Below are 20080 nucleotides of genomic sequence, written 5' to 3' on the forward strand. Positions count from 1 at the left end.
CCAGCGATGGGGGTGGGCTCAGTCGTACCTGTGCGTGAAGATCAGGTCGATGGCGTGCTCGGTGCCGGCGCGGGCGCGCAAGGTCAGGCGTTTCGAGAGGTCGTACAGGATGGACACGGTGCTCATCGCACCGGTCACGCTCTGTTCGTAGCTCAGATAGAGGTCGCTGGAGAGGCGCTTGCCCAGGGTGAGGGCGGCGTCGGTGGTGGTGGTGCCGTCGGCGTTGGTGCGGGTGCCGGTGCTGGAGAAGCCGATCTCGTCCAGTCCCAGGGTCTTGGCCAGCGCGCTGTCGAGGGGTTCGCCGCCACGGGTGAGCAGCTGGCGCGCGGCCTGCTGCAGCACGAAGGCCTGCGCGCCGGCCGATGAAGCCGGGCGGCCGAGCACCAGCCAGGCCAGCTTGTCGCCATCGGGCAGGTCGGGCGCAGCGAACAGGCCCACGCGCGGCCCCTGCGCGTTGCCGGTGATCAGCACGCCCACGCGCTGTTCCGTGTTTTCCGGCAGCTTGCGCATGGCGCGGATGTCCAGTGCCGGGTCGTCGTAGGGGCCGTTGAAGCGCATCACGCCGGATTCGATGTTCAGTTGCTGGCCGTAGGCGCGGTAGGTACCGCTGGCGGTGCGCACCTCGCCGAACACGCGCGGTGTGGGCAGGGTGGGCGTGGCCAGCACGGTGAGCTGGCCTTCAAGCCGGGTCTGGATGCCCTGGCCGCGCACCTCGAACTGCGGGCCCAGGTCGAGGCTGATGGAGACGTCGGGCAACACGCGCTGCGCGTCGCTGGCCTCGGTGGGCAGGGTGCGTGTGGTGCGCACGACCACGTCGGCGTCCAGGCTGGGGGCCCTTTCATCGGGCAGGATGAACAGCGCCGAATCGGCCTTGAGCTGCCCGCGCAACTGCAGCTCCCGGCCGGCGAGTTTCGCGCTGACGTTGCCCGAGAGCGTGAGGCGGCGGTCGGCCCGGTTGGACACGCGCAAGCGCTGCGCCGTGGCCTGCAGCTCGATGAAAGGCTGACGCAGCAGGCTGCCGGGCACGGCGCGCCATTCGGCCTGGCCACTGGCTTCGAGCGTGCCGCCGACGGCGGCGCCGCCCGGGCCTTGCAGGCTGAAGCGGTCCACGCTGATGCGGTCGCCCACGAGGGTGGCGCGCAGCTGCCCGTTGCTGAAGGCGAAGCCGTCCACCAGTGAGCGCAGCGCCAGTTGATCGCCCTGCAGGTTGCCGCGCCACGCGGGCGCGCCGCGCGTGCCGCCCAGGGTGGCGTCGGCCGTGAGCGTGCCGCTCATGCGCCAGCCCGGCGGCGCCAGCAAGGACCACACGCCCACCTGCGGCAGCCGCACCTGCGCCGTGCCGCTGATCGGCGTGCTGGAGGGCCACCAGCGGTCGAGCAGGCTGGCGTTGGTGTTGGCGCCGCCCGGGTTGAGCCGGGACGACGCGTCGGCGCGGGCCTGGCCCAGGCGTTCGGTGTCCCAGCGCACGAGCGCCTGCACCTCGCGGTCTTGTACCCGCAGGCTGATGCGTGCGTCTTTCACGCCGGCCGTCACCGGGCTGCCGGGCGCAGTGGCGCCTGACGTGGCGGACGCCACGCTGCCGTTGTCCTGCCAGCGCAGGTCGCCACCGCGGCGCTGGAGCGTGGCCGACAGCGTCAACGGCGAGGCCGTGTCGGCGGGCACGCGCAGGTCCCAGTCGCCGTCGAACACCAGGTCGCCGCTCAGGTTGTTCGCCGCGATCGGCCCGCGGCCGGGCGGCTGGCCCAGCGCCGTCAGCGCATCGATCCAGGCCAGGGACAGGCCTTGCAGGCGACCCTGGGTCTCCAGCGCCTGCGCCCGCCAGACCAGGCGCTGCCAGCTGAGGGTGATCGGCGTGTCCAGGGCCGGTGCCGTGCCGGGCTGGGGCCGCAGCTGCAGCTCGCCCGTGCCGGCGTCCACGGCCAGACCGGTCGCCGGTGTGTTTTGCCAGCGCAGCTGGAGCGGCTGGGCGTTTTGCAGCGTCCAGCTGGTGGGGACGGTGGTGTCGCCCGGCTGGTTTTCCGCCAGGCTCAGCGACAGGCGGCTCAAGTCCAGCCGGCCAGCGCCGGGCGTCAGGGTGCTGTTGCCGGCGGCGGCCAGCGTGGCCTGCCAGGGTGCGGCACTGGCGCTGCCCTGGGCGCTGAGTTGCAGGGCGTTCATCGGACCTTCGGCCCGGAGCGACACACCGCTGAACACGGTGGCCGCGGCTTGGCCGGTCTGCAGGCTCAGGCGTGGCACGGTCACCGAGGCTTGCAGCCGGGGCGCTGCAACGCCACCTTCCGGTCGGGTCTCACCCGGCGGCACCGGCCAGCCCAGCGCACCCAGACCCCCCACCCAGCCCAGACGGGCGCTGCCGCTGCCCTCGGCACGCAGCGCGTCCTGGCCGTCCAGCGCCGCGCGCACGGATTCGCCCACAAAAGGCAGGTTCTGCAGGCTGCGCATCCAGGCCAGCACGCGGGCTGCGCTGTCCAGCTGCAGGCGGGTTTCGCCCTGGCCCTGCGCGTAGGCGGCCTGGCCCTTCGCTTCAAGCCGGGCACCGGGCAGCTGCAGGCTCAGTTGGCCGTCGTAGGCCCAGCGCGTGGTATCGAGTTGGCCGCTGGCATCCAGCTGGGCGTCGGCCATGCGCACGCGCGCATCAATGAGTTCGAGCACCCCGTGCACGGGCGAGGCGGCGTCCGGTCGCCATTGCCCTTTGACGCGCACCTCGCTCAGGCGCAGGCCGCCGAGCTGGGCGCCGGCCGGCTGGCGGGCCGAAGGCAGGACGCGGGCACTCAGATCCAGCGCGTTGGGCGCGCTGGCGTCGGGTGCGGCCTGGGCGCTGAACTGGCCGTCCAGCGCACCCGGGGCCAGCGGGCTCCAGAGCAGGGCGGGGCGGATGCCCAGGGCCGACAGTTCGCCCTGCCACTGGCTCACGGTGGTGGTGGCGCCCGCCGTGTCGAGGTTGAACGCGCCCTGGCCTTTCAGTTCACCACCGCCCAGGCGCGCTTCCAGGCCAGAGACGGTCCAGCGCTTGCCGAGCTGCTGGATGTGTGCCTTCAGGCTTTGCAGCGGCAGGCCGTTCTGGTCGGCGGGGCCGATGAGCGTGTTGTCGAGGGCGAGCTGCGCGCGCCAGCCGTCGCCCTCGGGCCGGGCCTGCAGCCGGCCGCTCAGGGCTGTGGCGGGCGCGGTGGGCCAGAGCGCGGCGAGGTTCAGGGCCTGGGTGTTCAGGTCGGCGCTCACCAGCGGCTGGGCGGCCCAGGGCATGACGCGGGCGGTGAGCGCGAGCGTGGTTTCAGGGCCGGTGGTGCCGGGCGCGCCCTGGGCGTTGGCGCTCAGGTCCAGCGCGGCTTGTGCGCCGGCGAGCGTGCCGCGTGCCCGGGCTTCGGCGGCCAGGCTCAGGCCGGCACCGTCGGGCACGGTGGTGCGGATGTCGCCCTGCAGGTCCAGCGCCAGCGGCATCGGGGCTTCGCCGCCGAGGCTGAGCTGCGCGCGGTAGTGGCCGTCGGCGAGCTGCAGCGTGTCCAGGCGCAGGCGGTGGGCGGTGCTCAGGCCCGGGGTGTCGGGCAGCGCGGGCGCGTCCCCCGCATCGCTCAGGGCGCCGTAACGGTAGTGCCCGCGGATGCCGTCGAGCTTGAGCGTTGTCTTGCCCATGAGTTCAAAGTGGTCCACGCTGAACGCCAGGCTCAGCGGCAAGGGCAGCGTGAGCGCCTGCAGCGGTTCGGTCGGCGTGGGTGCTCGTTGATCGTCCACACGCAGCGTGCGGATGGTCAGCGCCTTCGGGTGCGCACCGCGGCCGAGCAGGGCGCCGGTCCACAGCGCTTCGTTCCAGTCCAGCTGCACGCCCTCGGCCTGCACGCTGAGCGCGCCCCGTGTCCAGCGCAGCGCGGCGATGCGCCCGCCGCCGCGCAGGCTGCCTTCGACGCCCTCGGTGTGCAGCTGGCCCAGGGTGTCGGTGCGCCCCTGCATCCAGCGGTCGGCCCAGCCCAGCGCCTGCGCCAGCGAGCCCGGCGTGGCGGCCCAGAGCCATAACGCCACACCGCCAGCAAGCAGCAGGGCGATCAGCGCGCCGGGCAGCCACAGGGCCAGCCAACCCAGGCGCCGCCCCGGCGGACGCGGCCCGCGCGCCGGGGTGTCGGGCGGTGGGGGCGGGTTGTGCGCTTCGTTCATGGGTGTCAGAAGCTGAAGCCGACGTTGAGGTGAACGCGCAAGCGTTTCGCGTCCACGCCGTAGGCCAGGTCCAGCTGCAGCGGCCCCACCGGGCTGTTGTAGCGCAGGCCCGCGCCCACGCCCACCCGGGTGTCCACTTGCGAGGTCTGGTTGGTCACCGTGCCCGCGTCCACGAACAGCACGCTTTCCCACGCCGTGCGCAGGCCGTTGCGCCAGATCGGGCGCTGCCACTCCAGGCTGGCCACGCCCAGGTAGCGTCCGGCCGTGACGCTACCGTCGGGTTGCACCACGCCGATGTCGCGCAGGCCGTAGCCACGCACCGTGGTGTCGCCGCCGGTGAGGAAGAGCAGGGTGTCGGGGATGGGCGCGTCGCGGTTCGCCTGCACCGCGCCGCCCTGCAGGCGCAAGGCCAGCCGGCCGAGGCGGCTGCTGGACGCAGCGTTGCCCGGCGTGTTGCCGGTCGTGAGCCATTCGTCGAGGACCTCGGTCACGGGATCCAGCGGCCAGTAGCCGAGCCAGCGCGCCTGGGTGCTGACGAAGGGCCGGCGCACGCTGCCCAGCGTCATGCCGACACCGAGCGTGAGGCCCAGGCCGTAGCCCCGGTTGGGGTAGGGCAGGGTGTCGAAGCGGCGCCAGGTCCAGCCGTAGTTGGCCGAGATGGCGGCCTCATTGCCATCGGATGAGGCCTGCGCCGACGCGGTGTTGACGGTGCGCGCGCGGTCGAACTGCAGGAAATAGCGGCGGTCGAGCAGGGCGCTGGCCTGCGCCTTGCCCGCGCTGAGCCGCAGGCTGGAGAGGGTGGTTTCATCGTCGATCTGGCGCGCCAGGCGCCCACCGGCGAGCCAGTGCCAGCCGTCGTCTTCGATCGGCGCGCTCCAGTCGGACGAGAGCTGCTGGTCGTTGCGTTCGAGCTGCAGCTTGCTCAGCGCCTGCCAGCCAATGCCGGGCACGCGCAGGTGCTTGTGTTCCGCCGAGAGGCGAGGGCCGTTGTTGGTGCTGCCGCCCACGCCGAGCACGATGCTCTGCAGCTGGGCTTCTTTCACCTGCACCACCACCGGCGCCGCACTGTCCCGATCAGCGCCCTCGGGCTCCAGTTCGACGTAGGCGAAGACCGACGTGTAGAAGCCGCTGTCGGTGATTTTCTGCTGGGCGTCCTGCAGCCGGGAGAGGCTGTAGTCGGCACCGGGCCGCAGGCCGGCCAGACCCACCAGCCGCTCCACGGTGGCCGTGCCGTAGCGCTCGGCGCCTTCCACCCGCACAGCACCCACCTGCACCGACGGCCCGGAGTCGAGCTCGATGTGCCAGTGGGCGGCGTTCGCCGTGGTGTCGATGTCGCTCAGGCTGTTGACGATGCGGCCGCGCGGGTAGCGCTCGCTGGTGAGCTGGCGCAGGGTGTCGGCCTTCACCTGGCCCCAGCCGGATTGCGTGAAACTGCGGCCCACCGCCTGCTGGCCGCTGCGCTGGATGGTTTCGCGCTGGGCCGCCGCCGCTTCGGCGGTCGCGATGTCGCCCCGGAAATAGACGCTGGACGACGCGACCGACGTCATCGGGCCCGGTTCGACGCGGATGCGTACTGTGCCCAGCGCGGGCGCTTGCGCGTCGCCAGGCGTGGCGGGCTCGCGGCGGACGCTGATCACCGGCGAAAAGTGGCCCTGCGTGCCCAGCAGGTTGCGCAGGTTCTCAGGGGCGGCAATCAGCAGGCGGTCGAGTTCGTTGCCGTCCAGGTCCTGCAGGCTGCGAAAACGCTGGAGGTCGACGTGGCGCAACAGGAAGGGTTGAAGGTTTGCCGGGGCTTCCAGCTCGATGCCGAAGCGCGCCGGGCCTGTTGCGGCGCCGTCGGCATCATCCTGCGGAGTGACGGCTGTGCCAGCGGTGTCAGGTCCGGGCGTGGCCAGCGTCTGCGCCGCGGCCCCGAGCGGCAGCAGCAAAAGCAGACAAAAAAGCCGTGTGGAAGCCACACGGCGCAGAAGGGGGAGGTTCATGCGGGGCTATTTCGAGAGCATCCTCATCGTGTCCTCCAGCCCCTTGAGGGTCAGCGGGTACATGCGCTGGCCCATCAGTTGCTGGATCACGCTGATGCTCTGTCGATACTGCCACACCCCTTGAGGTTCCGGGTTGATCCAGGCGAATTTGGGAAACGTGTGCGTCAGGCGCTGCAGCCACTCGGCGCCCGCTTCCTCGTTGTTGTATTCCACGCTGCCGCCGGGTTGCAGTATTTCGTAAGGACTCATGGTCGCGTCGCCCACGAAGATGAGTTTGTAGTCCTTGTTGTACTTGCGCATGATGTCCCAGGTCGGGAACTTCTCGGCGTAGCGGCGGCGGTTGTTCTTCCAGACGAAGTCGTAGACGCAGTTGTGGAAGTAATAGAACTCCAGGTGCTTGAACTCGCTCTTGACCGCCGAGAACAGTTCCTCGACGCGCTGGATGTGTTCGTCCATGGTGCCGCCCACGTCCATCAGCAGCAGTACCTTCACGTTGTTGTGCCGCTCCGGGATCATCTTGATATCCAGCCAGCCGGCGTTGGCCGCGGTGGCGCGGATGGTGTCGGGCAGGTCGAGTTCGAGGTCGTTGCCTTCGCGCGCGAACTTGCGCAGGCGGCGCAGCGCGACCTTGATGTTGCGCGTGCCGAGCTCCTGCGTGTCGTCGTAGTCGCGGTAGGCGCGCTGTTCCCACACCTTGACGGCCGTCTTGTTGCCGCCCTTGCCACCGATGCGGATGCCCTGCGGGTTCTTGCCACCGTGGCCAAACGGCGAGGTGCCGCCGGTACCGATCCACTTGCTGCCGCCTTCGTGGCGTTCCTTCTGCTCTTCGAGCCGCTTCTTCAGCGTCTCCATCAGCTCGTCCCAGTCCATCTTGGGCGCGTTGGCGATCTGCTCGGCCGAGAGGATGCGCTCCAGCTCCTGGCGCAGCCAGTCGGCCGGGATCGGCTTGGTGAAATCGGCGATCATCTCCACGCCCTTGAAGTAGGCGGCGAAGGCGCGGTCGAACTTGTCGAAGTGCTTCTCGTCCTTCACCAGCGCCGTGCGGCTGAGGAAGTAGAAATCGTCCATGGTGCAGGCGTCCGGATTCGTCGGCCCCACCACGTCGGCCTGCAGCGCTTCGAGCAGGGTGAGGAATTCCTTGACCGAGACCGGCAGCTTGGCTGCACGCAGGGTGTAGAAGAAGTCGATCAGCATGGCAGATCTCCAGACGTCGAGTGAACGCGCCACCAGCGCCCCGCCGCCGGGCCGCCCCAAGGCGGGGCAGCCCCCTCGGGGGGCAGCGACCCGTGAAACGGCGGAGCGTGGGGGCTCATCGATTCCGCTGGTTCATGAACACCAGCTTTTCGAACAGCGTGGTGTCCTGTTCGTTCTTGAGCAAGGCGCCCACCAGCGGCGGGATGCTGACCTTGCTGTCGGCGCTTTGCAGCGCTTCGAGCGGGATGTCTTCGGCCAGCAGCAGCTTGAGCCAGTCCAGCAGCTCGCTGGTGCTGGGCTTCTTTTTCAGGCCGGGCAGGTTGCGCACGTCGTAGAACGTTTTCATCGCCGCGGTCAGCAGGTCTTGCTTGAGGTCGGGGAAGTGCACGTCCACGATGCGCTTCATGGTTTCGGCGTCGGGGAATTTGATGTAGTGGAAGAAGCAGCGGCGCAGGAAGGCGTCGGGCAGTTCCTTTTCGTTGTTGGAGGTGATGAACACCAGCGGGCGGTGTTTGGCCTTGACCAGTTCGCGCGTCTCGTAGCAGTAGAACTCCATGCGGTCGAGTTCGCGCAGCAGGTCGTTGGGGAACTCGATGTCGGCCTTGTCGATTTCGTCGATCAGCAGCGCCACCGGCTGGTCGGCCGTGAAGGCCTGCCAGAGCACGCCCTTGACGATGTAGTTGTGGATGTCCTTGACCTTCTCGTCCCCCAGCTGCGAATCGCGCAGGCGGCTCACCGCGTCGTATTCGTACAGCCCCTGCTGCGCCTTGGTGGTGCTCTTGATGTGCCACTGCAGCAGCGGCAGCTTCAGCGCTTCGGCCACCTCCTCGGCCAGCATGGTCTTGCCGGTGCCGGGTTCGCCCTTGACGAGCAGCGGGCGCTTCAGGGTGATGGCGGCGTTGACGGCCAGCATCAGGTCCTGGGTGGCGACGTAATTCTGGGAGCCTTGGAATTTCATGACGTGGACGGGGGGGGTTGGGAAGGGAAAACGCTGGGTGGGCGGGCCGCGGTCCACTGACCGCAGCGCAGGGGATCAGGGTAATCAATAAGTGGCTGGTGATGATCGAGTCTATATAATCGAGCATTGATTTTTATCAATCATCCACCTCATTGTGCTTGCAAAATGAACCAACTGTTGCCCATGATCGCCCGTTCACTTGTCGCCGCTGCGACGTTCTCCGCGGTCGCGCTGACCGCCCAGGCGCAGGGCCTCACCGGCAACGCGGACGCCGGTCAGAAGAAGGCCGACATGTGCATCGGTTGCCATGGCATCCCGGGCTACCAGAACAGTTTTCCCGAAATCCACAAAGTCCCCAAGATTTCGGGCCAGTCGGACAAATACATCGTGGCGGCCCTGACCGCTTACAAGAAGGGTGAACGCAAGCACCCGTCCATGCGCGGCATCGCCGCTTCGCTGAGCGAGCAGGACATGGCCGATCTGGGCGCTTTCTACGCATCGCACGCGTCAAAAACCGCCACCGAAACCCCGAAGGCGGCCAACGAAGTCACGCTGGCGCTGATCGAAAAGGGTGCCTGCGCTTCCTGCCACGGCGCCAACTTCAGCAAGCCGATCGATCCGAGCTACCCCAAGATTGGTGGCCAGCACGCCGACTACCTGTTCGTGGCCCTCAAGGCCTACACGGTCGAGGGCAACAGCGTGGTCGGTCGCGCCAACCCCATCATGGCCGGCATGGCCAAGCAGTACACCCCGGCCGAAATGCGCCAGATCGCCAAGTACCTGGCTTCGCTCGACGGCGAGCTGTCGGTGGTGCCGCAGTCGCGCTTCCGCTGATCGTTGCACCGTTCATGAAAAAGCCGCTCGTTGAGCGGCTTTTTTGTGTCAGTCCTGCGTCGCCCGGCGGCGCACCTGGTCGATGTAGGCCTGGCCGTCGGGCGGTCGGCCGGCGCGCTGGCTTTCCCAGAGCATGGTGCCCAGGCATTCCATCACCTCGTGGTGCGCGGCGTGCAGATCGCCGCGTCGCGCGGCCAGCAGTTCCACCGCCTGGCGGATGCCAGGTGGCTGGTCGATGCTGCACTGTTCGCTGATCGACAGGTGCATCGACAGGTGCAGGAAAGGGTTCTCGCTGGCGCCGCTGCCCGCTTCGCCAAGGCGGGCGAGCGCCGCGTCCACGTCGGAAAGCTCGGCGTGGTATTCGGGGTGTTCGGCGATCCACTGGCCGGCCAGGGTCTCGATGGCTTCCATGGGTTGTTCGCCCAGGCGCTTGGCATGGACCGAACAGAAAAATCGCCGCACATCGGCTTGTGACGGACTGAACATGGATGCATTATCCTGCATGTTTTGAAAACAGGAGACAAGCCATGAACCAAGCCTTCATCTGCGATGCGATCCGCACCCCCTTCGGCCGCTACGGCGGCGCCCTCAGCTCGGTGCGCACCGACGACCTCGGCGCCATTCCCCTCAGAGCCCTGATGGCGCGCAACCCGAACGTGGACTGGGCCGCGATCACCGACGTGCTCTTTGGCTGCGCCAATCAGGCCGGGGAAGACAACCGCAACGTCGCCCACATGAGCAGCCTGCTCGCCGGCCTGCCGCTGGAAGTGCCTGGCGCCACCATCAACCGCCTGTGCGGCTCGGGCCTGGACGCGGTGGGCACTGCAGCCCGGGCCATCAAGGCCGGTGAAGCCGGCCTGGTGATCGCGGGCGGTGTGGAGAGCATGAGTCGCGCCCCCTTCGTCATGCCCAAAGCCGAGAGTGCCTTCAGTCGCGCCAACGCCGTGTACGACACCACCATCGGCTGGCGCTTCGTCAACAAGCTGATGAAAGCCCAGTACGGTGTGGACTCCATGCCCGAGACGGCCGAAAACGTGGCCACGGAATTCAAGATCGAGCGCGAAGCGCAGGACCGCATGGCGCTCTCAAGCCAGATGAAAGCTGTCGCCGCCATCCAGGCCGGTCATCTGGCGCGCGAAATCTGTCCGGTGAGCATCCCGCAGAAGAAGGGCGACGCCATCGTCGTGGACACCGACGAACACCCACGCGAGACCAGCCTGGAAACGCTGGCCAGGCTCAAGGGCGTGGTGCGCCCGGACGGCAGCGTGACGGCCGGCAACGCCAGCGGCGTGAACGACGGCGCCTGCGCGCTGCTGCTGGCCGACGAAGCCACCGCTGCCAAGAATGGCCTGACGCCCAGGGCCCGCATCGTGGGCATGGCGACGGCGGGCGTGGCCCCGCGCATCATGGGCATCGGCCCGGCACCGGCCACGCAGAAGGTGCTGGCGCTCACCGGCCTGACGCTGGACCAGCTCGACGTGATCGAACTCAACGAAGCCTTTGCCGCGCAAGGCCTGGCCGTGCTGCGCACCCTGGGCCTGAACGATGACGACGCGCGCGTCAACGCCTGGGGCGGCGCCATCGCGCTGGGCCATCCGCTGGGCGCCAGCGGTGCGCGCCTGGCCACCACGGCGGTGAACCGGCTGCACGCCACCGGCGGGCGCTACGCGCTGTGCACCATGTGCATTGGTGTCGGGCAGGGCATTGCCTTGATCATCGAGCGCGTCTGACCACCGGGAGCCGACATGTACTACGAGCCCGGTGTCACCGCCCACGGCCTGCCGCACGATCCCTTCAAGTCCTGCGTGGTGCCCCGGCCGATCGGCTGGATCTCCACCATGGACGGTCAGGGGCGCCACAACCTGGCGCCCTACAGCCAGTTCCAGAACGTGACCTTCAACCCGCCAATCGTGATGTTCTCGGCCAACCAGGACACCGGCGGGCAACGCAAGGACTCGGTGCGCAACGCGGAAGAAACCGGTGAGTTTGTCTGGAACATGGCCACCTACGCGTTGCGCGATGCGGTCAACATCAGCGCCGAGGAACTGCCGCACGGTGTGGACGAATTCGAGCGTGCGGGGCTCACCAAGCTGCCCTCGCGCAAGGTCAGGCCGGCGCGCGTGGCGGGCTCGCCGATCCAGTTCGAGTGCGTCTACCTCAACACCTTGCGCTTTCCCGGCGTGCCGCCCATGGGCACGGCCGACGTGGTGTTCGGGCGCGTCGTGGCGGTGCACATCGCCGATGAGGTGATCACGCCCGAGGGGCTGGTGGATGTGCTGAAGATCCAGCCGCTGGCGCGCATGGGTTACTTCGACTACACCTTCGTGGACAACCAGTTCCAGATGGTGATCCCGGGCAACAGCCGGGCCTTGCTGGCCGGGCTGGAGGGGTCGCCCGACAAGGCGGGTGCTGCGCGGGAACCCTGATCGGTGGCACGCTCAGGTGCGCCAGGCCGGCAGCTGCCAGTTGCGCCACAGCGCCAGCGCCCGCAGCCCGGCCGTGACGGCCACGCAGGCGACCAGCGCCAGCCAGCCGGGCGCGTCCATCTGCCACAGGCCCACATACACCCAGCCGCCCACGAAGGCGCACACCGCGTAGGGGCGGTGGTCGTGGAACGCGGTCGGGATCTCATTGCACACCACGTCGCGCAGCACGCCACCGAACACGCCGGTGATCAGGCCCATGAGCACGGCCACCAGCGCGGGCAGTTCCAGCAGCAGCGCCTGGTGAACGCCGGTGGCGGCGAACAGGCCCAGGCCCAGCGCGTCGGGCCACTGGATGGCCTTTTCGGTCAAGGCAAAATGGCGCACCCGCAAGAACAGCATGGCCAGCACGCACAGGGCCAGCACCCCCCACAAGATCTCCACATGGCGCACCCAGAAGAACGGCCGCTGGTCCAGCAGCAGGTCGCGCAGCGTGCCGCCGCCGAAGGCGGTGAGGAAACCGACCACGCACACGCCGACCGCATCGAGCCGCTTGCGCGCGCCCTCCATGATCCCGGCGAGCGCGAAAGCCGCCGTGCCCGCCAGCTCCACCAGCAGACGCAGGGTCTCACCCCAGAATTGAACGTTTTGCATCGCCCGATTGTCGCCCCATGCCCCTGATCACCGACCCGTACTTCTACGCTGTGTCGATTCCCGCTGTGCTGCTGCTGGGGGTGAGCAAGAGCGGTTTTGGTGCCGGCTTCGGTTCACTCGCCGTGCCCATGATGGCGCTGGCGGTCACGGTGCCGCAGGCCGCCGCGATCCTGATGCCGGTGCTGCTGGTGATGGACCTGCTGGGCATGGCGGCGTTTCGAAAGAACGTGGACCGGCAGCTGCTGCGTTTCCTGCTGCCCTTTGGCCTGATCGGCATCGTGATCGGCGCGCTGCTGTTCAAGGCACTGGACGCCAAAGTGGTGGCCGGCATCGTGGGCGGCTTCACTCTGCTGTTTCTCGCGCAACGCCTGCTGTTTCCGCCCAGGGCCGACAGCCCGCCGCCGCCGAAATGGGTGGGCGCCATCCTGACGGCGACATCGGGCTTCACCAGCTTCATCGCCCACGCCGGCGGCCCGCCGATCAACGCCTATGTGATCCCGCTGCGGCTCTCGCCGGTGCTGTTCACCGGCACCATGGCCTTCTTCTTTTTCTTCGTCAACATCTCGAAGTGGATCCCTTACGCCTGGCTCGGCCTGCTCGACGTGCGCAACATGCTGACCTCGCTGGCGCTGCTGCCGTTTGCGCCGATCGGGGTCTGGGTGGGGGTGCGCATCGCGCACCGCATCAAGCCGCTGCTGTTCTACCGTCTGGTCTACACCGGCATGTTCCTCACCGGCATCAAGCTGGTGTGGGACGCCTGGCGCTGAAGGGTGGCGATAACATAGGCCCAGTTTCAGACAACGAGGAGCTGGATATGCCGGTCGTGGTGGTTGCGAATCCCAAGGGGGGCGTGGGCAAGTCCACGCTGTCCACCAACGTGGCCGGTTATTTCGCCAGCCAGGGGCACGGCGTCATGCTGGGCGATGCGGACCGGCAGCAGTCTTCTGCACTCTGGCTGCGGCTGCGGCCGGAGACGGCCCGCCCCATCACCACCTGGAACATCTCGCACGACCTGATCGCCCGCCCGCCTCGCGACACCTCGCACGTGGTGCTCGACACCCCGGCCGGCCTGCACGGCTGGCGTTTCAAGGACGTGCTCAAGCTGGCCGACAAGGTGCTGGTTCCCTTGCAGCCCAGCATTTTTGACATCTACGCGACCCGTGCGTTTCTCGACGAGCTGGCCGAGACGCGCCACGCCGACCAGCTCGACATCGGTATCGTCGGCATGCGCGTCGATGCGCGCACCATCGCCGCCGACAAGCTGCACGAGTTCGTGGACAGCCTCGGCCTGCCGGTGCTGGGTTATCTGCGCGACACGCAGAACTACATCCACCTCGCCGCACGGGGTCTCACCGTGTTTGATGTTGCGCCGAGCCGGGTCGAGAAGGACCTGCAGCAGTGGCAGGGCATCTGCGACTGGCTGGACCGCTGATACCAGCGGAGGCGCAGCTTGTCGCGGGTCCGACACCTCGGGTGTTGCTTGCCGGCTAGAGTCGGACCCCATGAAAACCTTTGAAACCTTGGCCGATCTGGCCGCGTGCGTGGGGCAGGAAGTGGCCGTGAGCGACTGGGTCACCATCACCCAGGAGCAGGTCAACCGGTTCGCCGAAGCCACCGGGGATCACCAGTGGATCCATGTCGATGTGGAGCGCGCGCGCGCCGGTCCGTTTGGCGCACCCATTGCGCACGGTTTTCTCACACTGTCGCTGCTGCCGGTGTTTTTCGATTCGTCGTTCGAAATCCGGCGCGCCGGCGTGGGCGTGAACTACGGGCTCAACAAGGTGCGTTTCACGGCCCCGGTGCCGGTGGGCAGCCGGTTGCGCGGGCGGCTGACCCTGCTCAGTGCCGAACCGATCGAGCGCGACGGGCTGCAGATGCTGTGGTCGGTGGCGGTCGAGCGCGAGGGCGCCGACAAACCGGTGTGTGTGGCCGAGTCGCTGGTGCGCCGCTATCCGTGAGCCGCGCACCCGGTCCCGTTATTTGATGCGCACCAGCTGGCTGGGTTCGAGCCAGCCTTCAAAGGTCGACATCAGGTCGTTGATGCGATTGGCCGCTGCGGTCTGGTTGTGTTGTTGGGAAATCAGCTGGTAGGCATCGTTGCGCAGCATCCACAGCTCTTTCGCTGTCTGGGTGTGGGCAATTTTGTGGCGCAGCCGTTGCGCAGGCGCGCTGTCGCAGTCCTCCACGCAATGAAGCAGGGCGTTGCGAATGACTTGAAGATCCTTCAGGGTGGGCGTCTTGCGCGCGTTCGAGCGCGGACTGAGCGTCCCCTTGATGATCTTGGCAATGGTTGGAATCACGCGGGCCTCCGGGCGACCTGATGGGGCGCAGGGGTAAGTTGTGCGGCGGCGGGTCTCGCTCGACGCGGGCAAAGAAAGTTCAACATTGTGTCGGCGACCTGAGCCGATGTGTGGGGGTAGCTCCCCAGTGCAACAGTGACTGTTTTCACAGATGTATGGTCCCGAAGTCCTGCTGGCGCCAGGCTTCGTAAACAACCACCGCCACCGCGTTGGACAGGTTCAGGCTGCGCTGGCCCTCGACCATGGGCAGGCGCAGGCGCTGGCTGTCGGGGAACAGCGATCGCACAGCTTCGGGCAGGCCCTGCGTTTCCGAGCCGAACACCAGCCAGTCGCCGGGCTGGAAGCGGTTGTCGTACACGCTGCGGCTGCTGCGGGTGGTGCAGGCAAACAGGCGCTGCGGATCGGGTTGTTCGGATTCGAGAAATCGGGTCCAGTCGGCGTGGCGACGGACCTGGGCGTACTCGTGGTAGTCCAGGCCCGCTCGCCGCATCTGCTTGTCGTCCATCGAAAAGCCCAGGGGCTCGATCAGGTGCAGTGTGCAACCCGTGTTGGCGCTGAGCCGGATGACATTCCCCGTGTTGGGTGGAATTTCGGGCGCAACAAGAACGATGTGGAACATGGATGCAGGTCAAGGTGCTGTGGCGCGCGCGACGAGTCGGGCCGTTGGCCTGACCTAGTGTGCTCCCTGCTTTCCAGCGATGATAAGCGCAATTCTGTGTGCTCTCGGGGCATCGCTTCGCTCCTTGTTTTTCATCGCAACCTGCTTTGCTTTTGATCAGAAGCGAGTGAAATTCAGTGGGCGCTCGTGCGGGCCAGAACCAGGGCGCTGACCCGCCCCGCGCCCGCCTGCAGCAGGGCCTGCGCGGCGGCGTTGAGCGTGGTCCCGGTGGTGCTGACATCGTCCACCAGGAGCACATGGGTCTTCCGCAGGCGCGCGACATGTTGAGGATGGGTGACAAAGCTGCCCTGCAGGTTGCGCAGTCGCTGTTCACGGGGCAGCGGGTGCTGGTCGGGCGCGTTGCCGATGCGCACCAGCGCATCGGCCAGCGCGAACGCCCGGATATCGACCGCCTGCCGGCGCAAGGCCTTGATCAGTTCCCACGACTGGTTGTAGCCCCGCTCGGCCAGCCGGGACGCCGTGACCGGGACAGGCACCATCACATCGCACGTGTCCAGCAACTCGCGCCCCCCCGGCTGACGCAACATGAGGGCGGCCAGCGGACCGGCCCAGCCGGGCTCGCCCCGGAACTTGAAACGGGCGATCAACCCGTCCCACGGGTAGGCGTAGTCCACCGCGGCCACGAGGGCGTGGAGACATGTCGGGCCGCCACCCTCGCTTTGCGTCAGGCACGCGCCGCAGTGGGCGGACCCTGGCGGCAGGCGCCGGGCACAGGTCGGGCAGCGGGCTACCGGTGGTGCGTGGCGTGTTTCACAGGTCGTGCACACCGGCATCGAAGGCCAGCGCCCGCAGACCTGACACGTGCCGGGCAGGCGCTGCATGAGCTGGTGCAGAGTGTGTGTGCCGGACATGGGGCCAATATACTGGCGCCGACGCCGCAACCGCGTGCCAGAGCAAACCCGACGACCCTTGAAAACCGCATCTGAAACCGTTTCTGCCGTGCCTGGACTTGATCCGCGCGCGGCTTTGCGCTGGCTCGGCCAGTCGCGGACCCAGAGCCCGTGGCTGCACGAAGAGGTGGCCACGCGCATGGCGGAGCGTCTGAAATGGTTTCGCGACCCGCCAGCGAGCTGGCTGCACTGGGAACCGGTGGACGGCGGCCTGATGGCGCATCGGCGCTTGCGCGAACAGTTGCCGCAGGCGGTGTGTCATGTCGAATCGCGACATCTTCAGCGGGCCTTGCAGGCCACGCAGGAGCCGGCCCGACACGCCTGGAATCCGGCTCACTGGCGCCGTGCCTTCAACCCGCAGGCCGCGACCGACGACACGCGCGTGGCGATGCTCTGGGCCAACATGGCCCTGCACCACGAACCCCAGCCGCTGGACATCCTGAAACGCTGGCACAGCCGCATCCAGACCGATGGTTTTCTGATGTTTTCCTGTCTCGGCCCGGACACGCTGCGCGAGCTGCGGGCGGTGTACGCGCGAGCGGGCTGGCCCGATCCGGCGCATGCGTTCACCGACATGCACGACTGGGGCGACATGCTGGTGCACAGCGGGTTTGCCGAGCCGGTCATGGACATGGAGCGCATCAACCTGTCGTACAGCGGCGCAGCGCCCCTGCTGCGCGACCTGCGCGAACTCGGGCGCAATCTCAGCGCCGGGCGTTTTCCGGGTTTGCGTTCCCGCGCCTGGCACGCCCATCTGTGCCGGGCCATCGAAGACGGTCTGCCACGATCCGACGATGGGCGGCTCTTGCTCACCTTCGAGGTGATTTACGGCCACGCCTTCAAGCCCGCTCCCCGTGTGCCGCTGGGTCCCGCCCAGTCGGTTTCGGTCGAGGACATGCGCGCCATGCTGCGTGCCGGCAGGGGCTGAGTGGTTTTCCCGGATCACCTGCCGGGGCGTTGCAAGGGTCGGAAAGCCAGGTCCGGTTGGCCCGAATTTGGCCGCAGCGTCAGAAAAACCGGGCTGTCTCGCCGCTACAATTGACATAAATCAAACCTCTCGCGACGTTTCCCCCGCATGGCTGATCCGGTCTGCGGACCGAGCAGGGCACGGTCCGACGAGGCAGGGATGAGCCCTTCCACCACACCTCCCGCTGGGCAACCGTGTCTGCCGACGGCACACACTGACCCGGGAAATCGCCCGGGCGTTGAGCGTTGAGAAAAGGTTGACGGGTGTGGGTCGCGCGTTTGGGTATTCCCTGAGTGGGGCGGTGCACGGAATTTGTTCTAATTGGCATTGATATAAATCAATACTTATATTTGAGGCGGAAAAAGTGAGAACGACCAATCAAGCAGGAAATCTCCCCGGCAACGGACTGTCCCGGTTCCGATCGGTGGCCACGACCATGGCCTTGGGCTCGGCCGTCTGGGTGACGGAAGCGGCTCATGCGGTCAATGACCTGCCGGGTGGCCCGGCGGTCAACCAGCTCAACTTTGCACCGCCGGTCACCAGGATCGCCGAAGAGCAGCACTGGCTGCACTGGTTCATGATGGCCATCTGTGCCGTCATCTTCGTGGTCGTGTTCGGCGTGATGTTCTATTCGATCATCAAGCACCGCAAGTCGGTGGGCCACAAATCGCAGGAACTGGCCGAACCGATCTGGGTGGAACTGGGCTGGACCATCGTTCCGCTGCTGATCGTGATCGGCATGGCGCTGCCCGCGACCAAGGTGCTGGTTGCCCAGAAAGACACCACCAACAGCGACCTGACCATCAAGGCCACGGGCATGCAGTGGAAGTGGGGCTACGACTACATCAAGGGTGAAGGCGAAGGCATCGCTTTCCTGTCCACGCTGGACAGCACCCACCGCGAAATGTCCAACTCGGGCAATCCGCCCCCGACGGACGACTACCTGCTCAAGGTGGACAACCCGCTCGTGGTGCCCGTGGGCAAGAAGATCCGCATCATCACCACCGCCAACGATGTGATCCATTCTTTCATGGTGCCGGCCTTCGGCATCAAGCAGGATGCGATCCCCGGCTTCGTGCGCGACACCTGGTTCCGCGCTGAAAAGACCGGTGACTTTTATGGCCAGTGCGCCGAGCTGTGCGGCAAGGAACATGCCTACATGCCGATCCACGTCAAGGTGCTGAGCACCGAGGCGTACACCGCCTGGGTCACCGAGCAACAGAAGGCCCTGGTCGCTGCGAAGTGAACCGTGAGCTGAAGAATTCAAAGTATCCAAGGAATCAACGATGAGTGCAGTTCTCGACCATCACGACGCGCATGGCCACGACCACGACCACGATCACCACGCTCCCACGGGCTGGCGTCGCTGGGTGTACGCCACCAACCACAAGGACATCGGCACGCTGTACCTGCTGTTCGCCTTCACCATGCTCATGGTGGGCGGCGTGCTGGCCCTGCTGATCCGCGCCGAGCTGTTCCAGCCCGGCCTGCAGCTGGTCAACCCCGGCCTGTTCAACCAGCTCACCACCATGCACGGCCTGATCATGGTGTTCGGCGCCATCATGCCGGCCTTCGTGGGCTTCGCGAACTGGATGATCCCGCTGCAGATCGGTGCCGGTGACATGGCCTTTGCGCGCATGAACAACTTCAGCTTCTGGCTGATGATTCCGGCCGCCATCATGCTGGTGGCCTCGTTCTTCATGCCTGGTGGCGCCCCCGCTGCCGGCTGGACGCTCTACGCACCACTGACGCTTCAGATGGGTCCCTCGATGGACGCCGGCATTTTTGCCATGCACATCCTGGGCGCTTCGTCCATCATGGGTTCGATCAACATCATCGTCACCATCCTGAACATGCGCGCCCCTGGCATGACGCTGATGAAGATGCCCATGTTCTGCTGGACCTGGCTCATCACCGCCTACCTGCTGATCGCCGTGATGCCTGTGCTGGCCGGCGCCATCACCATGACGCTGACCGACCGCCACTTCGGAACCAGCTTCTTCAACCCCGCTGGCGGCGGTGACCCGGTGATGTACCAGCACATCTTCTGGTTCTTCGGCCACCCCGAGGTCTACATCATGATCCTGCCGGCCTTCGGCATCGTGAGCCAGGTGGTGCCTGCCTTCGCGCGCAAGAAGCTGTTTGGCTATGCCTCCATGGTGTACGCCACCGGCTCCATCGCCATCCTGTCCTTCGTCGTGTGGGCACACCACATGTTCACCACCGGCATGCCGGTGACGGGCCAGCTGTTCTTCATGTACTCGACCATGCTGATCGCCGTGCCCACGGGCGTGAAGATCTTCAACTGGATCGCGACCATGTGGAAGGGCTCGATGACCTTCGAGACCCCGATGATGTGGGCTGTCGGCTTCATCTTCGTGTTCACTATCGGTGGCTTCACCGGTCTGATCCTGTCGGTCGCCCCGATCGACATCCAGATGCAGGACACCTATTACGTGGTGGCCCACTTCCACTACGTGCTGGTGGCCGGTTCGCTGTTCGCCATGTTCGCCGGCATCTACTACTGGCTGCCCAAGTGGACCGGCGTGATGTACAGCGAAACCCGCGGCCAGATCCACTTCTGGTGGTCGATGATCTCCTTCAACATCACCTTCTTCCCGATGCACTTCCTGGGTCTGGCCGGCATGCCGCGCCGCTACGCCGACTACCCGATGCAGTTCGCCGACTTCAACGCCATCGCCTCGGTGGGTGGTTTCGCCTTTGGCATCGCCCAGGTCTATTTCTTCCTCGCCGTTGCGCTGCCCGCCATGCGTGGCAAGGGCGCCAAGGCCCCGCAGAAGCCCTGGGAAGGCGCCGAGGGTCTGGAGTGGGAAGTGCCGTCGCCGGCCCCGTTCCACACTTTCGAGAATCCCCCCAAGCTGAACGCCAGCGCCACCCGCATCGTTGGCTGAAGCCTTTGCCAGCGTTGGAAATAATGACAATGACGCCTGACCAAAAAAAGAACAACCTGCGCCTGGGCCTGATCCTGGGATCGGTGGCGCTGGTGTTTTTCCTCGGCTTCGTGGGCAAACTGGTGTTGTTCGGCGGCTGATCGC

Annotated in this window: 18 protein-coding genes and 1 pseudogene; 10 read left to right on the forward strand and 9 right to left on the reverse strand. The window is 66.9% G+C overall.

Translation table 11 applies throughout. The annotated features are described in order from the left end of the window. Window positions 1-18 precede the first annotated feature (18 nt). The 4 genes from AC0GNO_RS07730 to AC0GNO_RS07745 all read right to left on the reverse strand — a co-directional run bounded on the left by AC0GNO_RS07730 (window position 19) and on the right by AC0GNO_RS07745 (window position 8277). Window positions 19-4143, reverse strand: coding sequence for a translocation/assembly module TamB domain-containing protein (locus tag AC0GNO_RS07730; RefSeq protein ID WP_472903588.1), 4125 nt, complete (start codon window positions 4141-4143; stop codon window positions 19-21). A gap of 5 nt (window positions 4144-4148) precedes the next feature. Continuing rightward, window positions 4149-6125, reverse strand: coding sequence for an autotransporter assembly complex protein TamA (locus tag AC0GNO_RS07735; protein WP_472887599.1), 1977 nt, complete (start codon window positions 6123-6125; stop codon window positions 4149-4151). Window positions 6126-6131: 6 nt separating this feature from the next. Beyond that, window positions 6132-7319, reverse strand: coding sequence for a vWA domain-containing protein (locus AC0GNO_RS07740; protein WP_472887598.1), 1188 nt, complete (start codon window positions 7317-7319; stop codon window positions 6132-6134). Window positions 7320-7434: 115 nt separating this feature from the next. After that, window positions 7435-8277, reverse strand: coding sequence for an AAA family ATPase (locus AC0GNO_RS07745; protein WP_472887597.1), 843 nt, complete (start codon window positions 8275-8277; stop codon window positions 7435-7437). A gap of 165 nt (window positions 8278-8442) precedes the next feature. On the opposite strand from AC0GNO_RS07745, the gene AC0GNO_RS07750 reads away from it, so the two are divergent. Further along, window positions 8443-9111 (forward strand): c-type cytochrome, encoded by a 669-nt coding sequence (locus AC0GNO_RS07750; protein WP_472903589.1) that lies wholly within the window; start codon window positions 8443-8445, stop codon window positions 9109-9111. A gap of 48 nt (window positions 9112-9159) precedes the next feature. Here the strand turns inward: AC0GNO_RS07750 and AC0GNO_RS07755 are convergent, their stop codons facing one another. After that, window positions 9160-9597, reverse strand: coding sequence for a DUF1841 family protein (locus AC0GNO_RS07755; protein ID WP_472903590.1), 438 nt, complete (start codon window positions 9595-9597; stop codon window positions 9160-9162). A gap of 41 nt (window positions 9598-9638) precedes the next feature. Here AC0GNO_RS07755 and pcaF point away from each other — a divergent pair, with 41 nt between their 5' ends. Continuing rightward, window positions 9639-10841 (forward strand): 3-oxoadipyl-CoA thiolase, encoded by a 1203-nt coding sequence (gene pcaF, locus AC0GNO_RS07760; protein WP_472903591.1) that lies wholly within the window; start codon window positions 9639-9641, stop codon window positions 10839-10841. Between the two features lie 15 nt (window positions 10842-10856). After that, window positions 10857-11537 (forward strand): flavin reductase family protein, encoded by a 681-nt coding sequence (locus AC0GNO_RS07765; RefSeq protein WP_472903592.1) that lies wholly within the window; start codon window positions 10857-10859, stop codon window positions 11535-11537. Between the two features lie 12 nt (window positions 11538-11549). Here the strand turns inward: AC0GNO_RS07765 and AC0GNO_RS07770 are convergent, their stop codons facing one another. After that, on the reverse strand, window positions 11550-12188 hold the full coding sequence (locus AC0GNO_RS07770) for a trimeric intracellular cation channel family protein (protein WP_472903593.1): 639 nt from the start codon (window positions 12186-12188) through the stop codon (window positions 11550-11552). A 17-nt stretch (window positions 12189-12205) separates the two neighbouring features. On the opposite strand from AC0GNO_RS07770, the gene AC0GNO_RS07775 reads away from it, so the two are divergent. The 3 genes from AC0GNO_RS07775 (at window position 12206) to AC0GNO_RS07785 (ending at window position 14146) form a co-directional block, all read left to right on the forward strand. Further along, window positions 12206-12955 carry a sulfite exporter TauE/SafE family protein gene (locus tag AC0GNO_RS07775; RefSeq protein WP_472903594.1) on the forward strand — a complete coding sequence of 250 codons (750 nt, stop codon included), beginning with the start codon at window positions 12206-12208 and terminating at the stop codon, window positions 12953-12955. A gap of 47 nt (window positions 12956-13002) precedes the next feature. After that, window positions 13003-13620 carry a nucleotide-binding protein gene (locus AC0GNO_RS07780; protein WP_472887591.1) on the forward strand — a complete coding sequence of 206 codons (618 nt, stop codon included), beginning with the start codon at window positions 13003-13005 and terminating at the stop codon, window positions 13618-13620. Window positions 13621-13690: 70 nt separating this feature from the next. Continuing rightward, the gene (locus tag AC0GNO_RS07785; RefSeq protein WP_472887590.1) at window positions 13691-14146 is read left to right on the forward strand and encodes a MaoC family dehydratase; all 456 of its coding nucleotides are present in this window, start codon (window positions 13691-13693) and stop codon (window positions 14144-14146) included. A gap of 18 nt (window positions 14147-14164) precedes the next feature. Here AC0GNO_RS07785 and AC0GNO_RS07790 read toward each other — a convergent pair whose 3' ends face one another. The 3 genes from AC0GNO_RS07790 to AC0GNO_RS07800 form a co-directional block, all read right to left on the reverse strand. Continuing rightward, complete coding sequence (locus AC0GNO_RS07790) at window positions 14165-14560, reverse strand: hypothetical protein (RefSeq protein ID WP_472903595.1); 396 nt, start codon at window positions 14558-14560, stop codon at window positions 14165-14167. Between the two features lie 73 nt (window positions 14561-14633). Then, window positions 14634-15107: a tRNA (uridine(34)/cytosine(34)/5-carboxymethylaminomethyluridine(34)-2'-O)-methyltransferase TrmL gene (trmL, locus tag AC0GNO_RS07795; protein ID WP_472903596.1), complete on the reverse strand. Its 474-nt coding sequence runs from the start codon at window positions 15105-15107 to the stop codon at window positions 14634-14636. Between the two features lie 173 nt (window positions 15108-15280). Beyond that, window positions 15281-16018 (reverse strand): ComF family protein, encoded by a 738-nt coding sequence (locus tag AC0GNO_RS07800; protein WP_472887587.1) that lies wholly within the window; start codon window positions 16016-16018, stop codon window positions 15281-15283. Between the two features lie 88 nt (window positions 16019-16106). Here AC0GNO_RS07800 and AC0GNO_RS07805 point away from each other — a divergent pair, with 88 nt between their 5' ends. The 4 genes and pseudogenes from AC0GNO_RS07805 to AC0GNO_RS07820 all read left to right on the forward strand — a co-directional run bounded on the left by AC0GNO_RS07805 (window position 16107) and on the right by AC0GNO_RS07820 (window position 20076). Then, entirely contained in the window at window positions 16107-16985 is an 879-nt protein-coding gene (locus tag AC0GNO_RS07805; RefSeq protein WP_472887586.1) for a methyltransferase domain-containing protein, read from the forward strand. Window positions 16986-17460: 475 nt separating this feature from the next. Continuing rightward, window positions 17461-18261, forward strand: a pseudogene (gene coxB / locus AC0GNO_RS07810) (cytochrome c oxidase subunit II); the annotation flags it as partial. 49 nt (window positions 18262-18310) lie between these two features. Beyond that, window positions 18311-19936, forward strand: a complete 1626-nt coding sequence (gene ctaD, locus AC0GNO_RS07815; protein WP_472903597.1) for a cytochrome c oxidase subunit I — start codon at window positions 18311-18313, stop codon at window positions 19934-19936. 29 nt (window positions 19937-19965) lie between these two features. Beyond that, the gene (locus AC0GNO_RS07820; protein ID WP_304828105.1) at window positions 19966-20076 is read left to right on the forward strand and encodes a cytochrome oxidase small assembly protein; all 111 of its coding nucleotides are present in this window, start codon (window positions 19966-19968) and stop codon (window positions 20074-20076) included. Window positions 20077-20080 lie beyond the last annotated feature (4 nt).

It is taken from the genome of Hydrogenophaga sp. L310, assembly GCF_055703065.1.

Bases quoted from the DNA above. Each gene is read 5' to 3' on its own strand.
- AC0GNO_RS07730 (WP_472903588.1), bottom strand. From the start codon at position 4,143: ATGAACGAAGCGCACAACCCGCCCCCACCGCCCGACACCCCGGCGCGC.
- AC0GNO_RS07735 (WP_472887599.1), bottom strand. From the start codon at position 6,125: ATGAACCTCCCCCTTCTGCGCCGTGTGGCTTCCACACGGCTTTTTTGT.
- AC0GNO_RS07740 (WP_472887598.1), bottom strand. From the start codon at position 7,319: ATGCTGATCGACTTCTTCTACACCCTGCGTGCAGCCAAGCTGCCGGTC.
- AC0GNO_RS07745 (WP_472887597.1), bottom strand. From the start codon at position 8,277: ATGAAATTCCAAGGCTCCCAGAATTACGTCGCCACCCAGGACCTGATG.
- AC0GNO_RS07750 (WP_472903589.1), top strand. From the start codon at position 8,443: ATGAACCAACTGTTGCCCATGATCGCCCGTTCACTTGTCGCCGCTGCG.
- AC0GNO_RS07755 (WP_472903590.1), bottom strand. From the start codon at position 9,597: ATGTTCAGTCCGTCACAAGCCGATGTGCGGCGATTTTTCTGTTCGGTC.
- pcaF (WP_472903591.1), top strand. From the start codon at position 9,639: ATGAACCAAGCCTTCATCTGCGATGCGATCCGCACCCCCTTCGGCCGC.
- AC0GNO_RS07765 (WP_472903592.1), top strand. From the start codon at position 10,857: ATGTACTACGAGCCCGGTGTCACCGCCCACGGCCTGCCGCACGATCCC.
- AC0GNO_RS07770 (WP_472903593.1), bottom strand. From the start codon at position 12,188: ATGCAAAACGTTCAATTCTGGGGTGAGACCCTGCGTCTGCTGGTGGAG.
- AC0GNO_RS07775 (WP_472903594.1), top strand. From the start codon at position 12,206: ATGCCCCTGATCACCGACCCGTACTTCTACGCTGTGTCGATTCCCGCT.
- AC0GNO_RS07780 (WP_472887591.1), top strand. From the start codon at position 13,003: ATGCCGGTCGTGGTGGTTGCGAATCCCAAGGGGGGCGTGGGCAAGTCC.
- AC0GNO_RS07785 (WP_472887590.1), top strand. From the start codon at position 13,691: ATGAAAACCTTTGAAACCTTGGCCGATCTGGCCGCGTGCGTGGGGCAG.
- trmL (WP_472903596.1), bottom strand. From the start codon at position 15,107: ATGTTCCACATCGTTCTTGTTGCGCCCGAAATTCCACCCAACACGGGG.
- AC0GNO_RS07800 (WP_472887587.1), bottom strand. From the start codon at position 16,018: ATGTCCGGCACACACACTCTGCACCAGCTCATGCAGCGCCTGCCCGGC.
- ctaD (WP_472903597.1), top strand. From the start codon at position 18,311: ATGAGTGCAGTTCTCGACCATCACGACGCGCATGGCCACGACCACGAC.
- AC0GNO_RS07820 (WP_304828105.1), top strand. From the start codon at position 19,966: ATGACGCCTGACCAAAAAAAGAACAACCTGCGCCTGGGCCTGATCCTG.